7 protein-coding genes and 2 pseudogenes (1 of these 9 only partly in view) are annotated in these 6,915 nt (G+C 65.2%); 6 read left to right on the top strand and 3 right to left on the bottom strand.

Going from position 1 to position 6,915, the window contains the following annotated elements; genetic code table 11:
* The first annotated feature begins 230 nt into the window (after positions 1 to 230).
* The 4 genes from GEV06_27710 (at position 231) to GEV06_27725 (ending at position 3,349) form a co-directional block, all read left to right on the top strand.
* Entirely contained in the window at positions 231 to 419 is a 189-nt protein-coding gene (locus GEV06_27710) for a hypothetical protein (GenBank protein ID MPZ21646.1), read from the top strand.
* 83 nt (positions 420 to 502) lie between these two features.
* Positions 503 to 1,678 carry a hypothetical protein gene (locus GEV06_27715; GenBank protein MPZ21647.1) on the top strand — a complete coding sequence of 392 codons (1,176 nt, stop codon included), beginning with the start codon at positions 503 to 505 and terminating at the stop codon, positions 1,676 to 1,678.
* A 5-nt stretch (positions 1,679 to 1,683) separates the two neighbouring features.
* Entirely contained in the window at positions 1,684 to 3,015 is a 1,332-nt protein-coding gene (locus GEV06_27720; GenBank protein MPZ21648.1) for a hypothetical protein, read from the top strand.
* 34 nt (positions 3,016 to 3,049) lie between these two features.
* Positions 3,050 to 3,349 (top strand): hypothetical protein, encoded by a 300-nt coding sequence (locus GEV06_27725; GenBank protein MPZ21649.1) that lies wholly within the window; start codon positions 3,050 to 3,052, stop codon positions 3,347 to 3,349.
* Positions 3,350 to 3,421: 72 nt separating this feature from the next.
* Here GEV06_27725 and GEV06_27730 read toward each other — a convergent pair whose 3' ends face one another.
* On the bottom strand, positions 3,422 to 4,180 hold the full coding sequence (locus GEV06_27730) for a CHRD domain-containing protein (protein MPZ21650.1): 759 nt from the start codon (positions 4,178 to 4,180) through the stop codon (positions 3,422 to 3,424).
* Positions 4,181 to 4,479: 299 nt separating this feature from the next.
* On the opposite strand from GEV06_27730, the pseudogene GEV06_27735 reads away from it, so the two are divergent.
* A pseudogene (locus GEV06_27735) lies at positions 4,480 to 4,998 on the top strand (permease).
* The gene (locus tag GEV06_27740) at positions 4,997 to 5,611 is read left to right on the top strand and encodes an FtsX-like permease family protein (protein MPZ21651.1); all 615 of its coding nucleotides are present in this window, start codon (positions 4,997 to 4,999) and stop codon (positions 5,609 to 5,611) included. The pseudogene GEV06_27735 and the gene GEV06_27740 overlap by 2 nt, the downstream one beginning before the upstream one ends.
* Before the next feature lie 35 nt (positions 5,612 to 5,646).
* On the opposite strand, the gene GEV06_27745 is transcribed toward GEV06_27740, so the two are convergent.
* Together GEV06_27745 and GEV06_27750 are read right to left on the bottom strand one after the other, a co-directional pair.
* The gene (locus GEV06_27745) at positions 5,647 to 6,486 is read right to left on the bottom strand and encodes a purine-nucleoside phosphorylase (protein MPZ21652.1); all 840 of its coding nucleotides are present in this window, start codon (positions 6,484 to 6,486) and stop codon (positions 5,647 to 5,649) included.
* Positions 6,470 to 6,915, bottom strand: a pseudogene (locus GEV06_27750) (hypothetical protein) (it continues 286 nt past the right edge of the window). Before GEV06_27750 ends, GEV06_27745 begins: the two are co-directional and overlap by 17 nt.

Genomic DNA, 6,915 nt, shown 5'->3' on the forward strand with positions numbered 1-6,915 from the left:
CGCCAGAGCCGCCGCCGCCATCGCCAGAGCCGCCGCCGCCATCGCCGGAGCCGCCGCCGCCATCGCCAGAGCCGCCGCCGCCATCGCCAGAGCCGCCGCCGCCATCGCCGGAGCCGCCACCGCCGTCACCAGAGCCGCCGCCGGCGCCGAAGCCACCGGAGTGCACCTACGAGATCGCGCCAACGACACACTCCGCCGCCTTGCTCGGTGGGACTGGAACCATCAATGTCATGACGGAGGATGGCTGCCAGTGGAGAGTTACCAGCAACGCTGGCTGGCTCACGATCGTCGGCGACGGGAGCGGGACTGGCAATGGCGTCATTACCTTTCGCGTGGCGATCAACCTCGGTCTCACGTCCAGGACGGGGACGTTGACGATTGCGGGCCGGACATTCACCGTGACGCAGAGCGTGCTTTGACACGTCTAGCGCGCGAGGTCGATCAGCGTGTCCCGGCCACCAGTTGCGCCTACACGCACAAGGAACGCCGTCTCGTAAGCCGAATGACAATGCAACGATTCGCATGCACCGTGTTGACGTGTCTCGTCTGTGGGCTCCCTCGTGCAGCCGCTGCTCAGGAGACGATTCAAGAGATCCTGTCGTTCCTGCTCACGACGCAGTCGATTCCGACAGACGATTTCGTCAAGGATACGGAAGCCGCAGATGCTACGCGCGATACGATCTCTCGCGCCTTGCTCGTGGAGCTCGCCGCGCTGCCGCTCGGCTCGTCGTCGGCCGGCTTCGCGTACCGGTTCAATCCGTCACTGGGCACGGTCGAGCGTGCCAGCGCCAGCTTTGGTCCGTTCTTTACCGAGCGGGCAGAGACCATCGGCCGCGGGCATGGCGAGTTCGGTGTGGCGTTTCGACACGCCAGCTTCGACCAACTCGATGGCAAGGACCTTCGCGATGGCACGCTCGTCACGACGGCAAACCGCTTCTCCGACGAAGAACGGCCATTCGACGTGGAAACGTTGAGCCTGAGGCTTCGCTCGTCGGCGACAACGGTCTTCGCCAGCTATGGTGTCACCCCGCGACTCGACCTGGGCGCGGCGGTCCCGATTGTGCAGCTTCGCGTGGATGGCGAGCGAGTTGACACGTACAGGGGCCGTGTGTTCGTCCAGTCACGTGCATCGGCGTACGCGACCGGTCTGGGCGACATCGCGCTGCGTGCGAAGTATCAAGTCGTGCGTCAACGAGCGGGTGGGATAGCCGTAGCGGCAGATCTCCGCCTGCCCACCGGACGCGAAGAAGACCTGCTCGGTGCAGGCGACGCGGCGGTCAAGCTGTTCATGATTGGATCGCTCGAAGGACATCGCATGACGGGTCATGCGAACGTAGGCTACACGGCGGGCGGTGCGGCGAGCGAGACCACCTACGGAGTGGCCGGCACGGTTGCGGCCACTCCACGGTTGACGCTCATCGGCGAGCTGCTGGGCCGCTCGACAGCCGGTCTTGGCAGCATCGCCGAGGCTGCTGCCCAACATCCAAGCCTGCTTGGCGTGGAGACGATTCGGCTGGTCGCCGACGAGAGTAGGACCAGGCAGGCGTTCGCGATTGCGGGCATCAAATGGAACCTGGGCCGGAGCTGGCTGCTGACGACGAATGTGCTGATACCGATGACGACGGGAGGGCTCACCGCGAAGGTGGTGCCCACCATCGCAGTGGAATACGCCCTCTGAGCGCTATGAGCGAGTTTCTCTGGCCGCCTCCGGATGATGAGCTCGACGCGACGAGCGCGCCCCCGTTCCGGCGAGCGACCAGGCGCCGCCGCCGCGGCGCCTCACCGCGCCACGAGCGGCGAAGACGGCCCGAGCAAGCCACGCACGCGGGCTTCGCCTGGCCGCCCACGGAGTCGGACTTCTCGGCGCCTGCTTCTGTCCAAGGCCCCGACCCAGCGGTCCGTTTCTCTGCTGGTGCAGTCCGGCTCGACCGTGGTCTTGCCTCTCCACCTGGCGATCGCACGACGCGTGCCTCTCGCGCCAGCCAACGCTGGCATGTCGCGTTGCGTCGCGGAAGGCGCCCTGTCGTCATGTTCGCCATCGCCGTCGTTTTGGCGGTCGTGACTGGTGGGATGTGGCAGATTGCTCATCGGTGGAATGCGGTCCCTCGACAGCGTCCGTCTTTGGATTCCGTTGCTGCCGGCGCGCGGTCTGGAGCCCGAGCCCGAGACATGGAAGTCGCGCCGCGGCCATCGCGAACCGAGGTCCCGGCGGACCGCTCGCCCGCGCCGACTCGAAGCGAACCGGAAGCGGTCGCGGACGCGACAGTGACGCAGCGTGAGCCAGAAGCTCAGGCGTCCGCCGGCGCGTCTGCGACAACGGCCAACGAGCGCGGCGGACGTCAAGACCGGCGCGCGCCTCCTCCCACCACCCGCCCGTCGGTCGAACAGCGTTCGGAAGCGGCCATCGCGGCCGCAGCGATCGATGCGGAGTACTCACGGCAGATCGCTGACCGACGACGCCTCGCGAGTACCGGAAACATGACGCCATTGAGTCAGGTTTCGGGGCTCGCAAGTCTTACCCCGCTGGTCGAGCCGCCGCCGCCGGCGGCTGGGTCGAGTGCGCCGGTCTCGCCAGTCACACTGCCGGCCGAGAAGCCGGTGGCAGACGCGGACGCGAGTGCGCCGCCGATTGGCGAGAGTGCATCTCGCTCGCCCGCGGCTCGATCACGATCGGCGCCCGTGCCAGACGAGGATCATGAAGCGATCGAGCAGCTCGTCGCTCGCTATCAAGCGGCGTTCGACGAGCGCGACGCGGATGCCGCAGCAGCCGTGTGGCCCTCGGTCGATGGGCCGGCGCTTGCCCGGGCCTTTGCAGACGTCCAGGAGCAGGACCTGACACTGGAGCGGTGCGACGTTGCCGTCGAGCAAGCGCAGGCGACGGCCTCCTGCCCGGGCGCGCTCAGCTACGTGCGTCGCGTCGGACCACCGGACCCGCAGGTCGCACGCCACGTCTGGACCTTCTTGCTGGAGCGCCATGAGCGTGGCTGGCTGATCGCCGAGGTCACGGCGCGCTGAATAGGTCCTTCAGTCGGCGGCTGGTGCGCAGGGCATCGCTGTGAAGCGCGCGCTGAATGTCCTTGCCGTGGAGCTCCGACCGCTCGAAGGGGTGCACGAGGAGATCGAGCAGGCGGCACGCGAAGCCGTGAGCGGAGCAACTCCGCCACCCTCCCGCCCCAAGGGTCCGTTCCGCGTCCAGATGCAGTTCCGCGATGTCACGATCCCTTATGTGGCCACCGCGTTCGAGGGAATTGAGTCGCCGACACCAGACACGGTGACTTTCACGCGACAAACGATGCCGGAGGCGTATCGGTTGATCCGAGCGCTCTACCGCTTCATCAACGTCGAATAAGACAGAAAAAGGAACCGGGTACCTTTTCGACGTCGAAACGGTACCCGGTTCCTTTTGCCTATTCCTATTTTCCTACGCAGTCAGTCGGCGGCGCAGCAGTCCGACGGCGAGCAGCCCCAGGCCGAACAGGGCCAGGCTGGCAGGCTCGGGAACCGGTCTGGGCGGCGTGGGAACGTCGACCTGACCGACGTTGCCGCGAATCTCGCCCGCAGGGTTAAGGGCGGTGTGGATGTTGAAATATAGGCTCCCATCGTCGAGCCCGTCGAGCAAAGAAGTGACCTGGACAGGCGTCAAGCTCAGCGATAGCGCCAGGACACCGGTGGTCATCGCCGGAAATACTCCGAAGTCGATGATGGGTGGGCCAATCATCGTCGCAGGGTCAGCGCGGTGAATGTGTCCGGCAACCGGCTCGGTCGTGAGTCCCAACCAAGCTAGCCCGACCATGAGCTCGTCCGTATCGGTCTCGAACTGTGCGGCGGCGACGCCCAAGGGCAGGAAGCCAACGGGAATGTCTGGCTCGGGGATTTCCTCTCCGGCTGTCAAGAACGCGGTAAACGTAATCGGGGCTGCCTGCGCCGATGCCGTAGACAGCACGAGGCACGCCAGCACACCAACCAAGCAGGAACGAACTCGCATCACAAACCTCCCTCTCCCTCGAAAAATAAGCGTAACCGCCACAACGGCGCACAATATCGCTGATAGACGATGCCAAACGCGTGCCGCCAGCGCGGTCCCGGAATTGCCCATCGAAGTCGTCCGGGGCCGCGGAATCTCTTGCGCTATGCAGACTTTACACAACCCACCAGCGGCCAAGGTAAGCGGCATCAGCATCGATCCGCCCGCGTTGGACGAGCGCTATTCTAACCGTCGCGACCAGACCAGAGTGTAAATTCGAGCGCAATTCGGGTGACCGAGCCGAAGCTCGCGCTACGCTGGTCGCCAACTGTCCAGATAAACGTCGCCAACTGTCCAGATAAACTCTGAGCCGGTTGTTCGGGCTGTTCCCCGCCATTCACAGCACGCGGCCCGACCTCCTCTCGACGCTGAAGGGCACGTCCGGACAACCGTCCGGTGCGCGCGGCGCGGCACGGTTCCGCACGGTGCTCGCCACCACGCAGATCGCCCTCTCGATGACGCTGCTCGTCGCGGCCGGCCTCTTCGCCAAGAGCCTGCTGAACGTGAGCCGTGTGGATCTCGGCCTGAAGATCGACCACCTCGTCACGTTTGGGATCTCGCCGGAGCTGAGTGGGTACACGCCGGGGCGCTCACGCATCCTCTTCGAGCGACTGGAGGACGAGCTCGCGGCGCAACCGGGTGTGACGAGCGTGACCGGTTCACTCGTACCGGCAATCTCTGGGAGCAACTGGGGCACCGACGTTCGTGTCCAGGGATTCAAATCGGGACCGGATATCGACAGCAACTCGCGCTACAACGAGATTGCACCCGGCTACTTCAGAACAATGGGCATCCCACTCATCGCTGGCCGCGAGATCACGCGCGCCGACGCGCTGGGCGCTCCGAAGGTGGCGATCGTCAACGAGACGTTCGCAAAGAAGTTCGGGCTCGGCCGGGACGCGGTGGGCAAGCGCATGTCCTCGGAGGACGACGAGGAGGAGCTCGACACGGAGATTGTCGGCCTCGTGCAGGATGCGAAGTACAGCGCGGTCAAACAGGAGGTGCCGCCGCTCTTCTTCCAGCCGTACCCGCCAGGACGAGGATCCCGGGTTCCTCACGTTCTACGTTCGCACATCGCTGGATCCCGCGCAGGTGATCGGTGCACTGCCGAAGGTCGTGGCGCGGCTCGATCCCGACCTGCCTGTCCAAAACCTGCGGACGATGGAGCAACAGGTCCGCGACAACGTATTCATGGATCGGGTCATCAGCGTCTTGTCGACCTCTTTCGCGATGCTCGCCACGCTGCTTGCCGCCGTCGGCCTGTACGGCGTGCTTGCCTATACGGTTGCGCAGCGTACACGCGAGATCGGCCTGCGGATGGCGCTCGGTGCCGCACCCGGGCGGGTGCGCCGGATGGTCTTGCGGCAGGTTGGGTTGATGACGGTTGTGGGCGGCGTGATTGGCCTCGCCGGGGCGGTCGCGCTCGGGCGGGCCGCGCAGGCACTGCTCTTCGAGCTGCGGGGTTACGACACAGCCGTCCTCATGAGTGCCGCCGTGGCACTGACCCTGGTCGCGTTGTGCGCCGGATTCATCCCGGCGCACCGGGCATCGCGCGTGGATCCAATGCGGGCGCTTCGGTATCAGTGAGGCGTGAAGGCAAATACCGTTCTCTTACTAGTGTGCTAGAGCCGCTCGACGATGCCACCCAGAAGGGCAATGAACTGACCCCGGACCCGCGCAGTCGCCTCCATCACCTCGTCGTGATGCAGAGGCTTGGGCAGCACTCCTGCGGCCATGTTGGAAATACAGGAGATTCCGAGCACCTCCATGCCCATGTGGCGTGCGGCCAGCGCCTCCGGTACGGTCGACATCCCGATGGCATCGGCGCCGAGCGTCCGGAAGGCGCGGATTTCCGCTGGCGTCTCGTAGCTGGGTCCAAGCACTGCCAGATACACGCCTTTGGTCAGCGACACGCCCGTGGTGGCAGCCGCCTCGCCAGCGAGCGCACGGAGCCGGCGGGAATAGACTTCCGTCATGTCGGGAAAGCGCGGCCCGAATCGCTCATCATTGGGACCAGCAAGCGGATTGCGCCCCATGAGGTTGATGTGATCCTCGATGAGCATCAGCGCGCCCTCTGAGAACGAAGTATTGATGCCGCCGGCCGCGTTGGTGAGCAACAACACCTTCACGCCCAGCTGCCTCAACACGCGCACGCCAAAGGTCACGACGAGCGGGTCGTGTCCCTCGTACAGGTGAACACGTCCGGCGAGCGCCGCCACACGCTTACCACCATGGCCCCCAATGACGAGCTGTCCCGGATGCCCGATCACCGTCGACGTTGGCCAGTGTGGAATCTGAGCGTACGGGATGCAGACCGCATCGGTGAGCGTTTCGGCGAAGGCGCCAAGACCCGAGCCGAGTACGACGGCGACATCGGGTCTTCCAGGAGCCCGTCCAGCAATGTAGTCGGACGCCTTTGAAACGCAATCGAAGTAGAAGTCGGAGTCATAGCGTTCGAACATTGACGTGGCAAGCTCTCAGAGCAGCATAGCCGCAATCGCCGCGTTGAGCAGCGTGGCGACGAACCCACCCAGCAGTGCCCGCATGCCGAGGCGGGCGAGATCGTGACGACGGTCGGGCGCCATGCCGCCGATGCCGCCGAGGAGGATCCCAATCGATTGAAAGTTCGCAAAGCCAGTGAGCGCATACGTCGCCAGCGCATACGAGCGCGGGTCGATCTGATCCCGGTACTGTGTGGTGAGCTTTACGTACGCCACGAACTCGTTGGCCACCAACTTGGTGCCGAGCAAATCGGCAACGGCCCCGGCGTCCTGGCTCGGCACGCCCATCAGTATCGAGACCGGTCCAAACACCCACGCGAAGATGCGTGCGAGCGACAGATCGGGCGACGCGAGCGCCAGCAGGTAATCGATGAGTGCGATGAAGGCGAG

Origin of the sequence: Luteitalea sp., from assembly GCA_009377605.1 — a bacterium.
GTDB lineage: Bacteria > Acidobacteriota > Vicinamibacteria > Vicinamibacterales > Vicinamibacteraceae > WHTT01.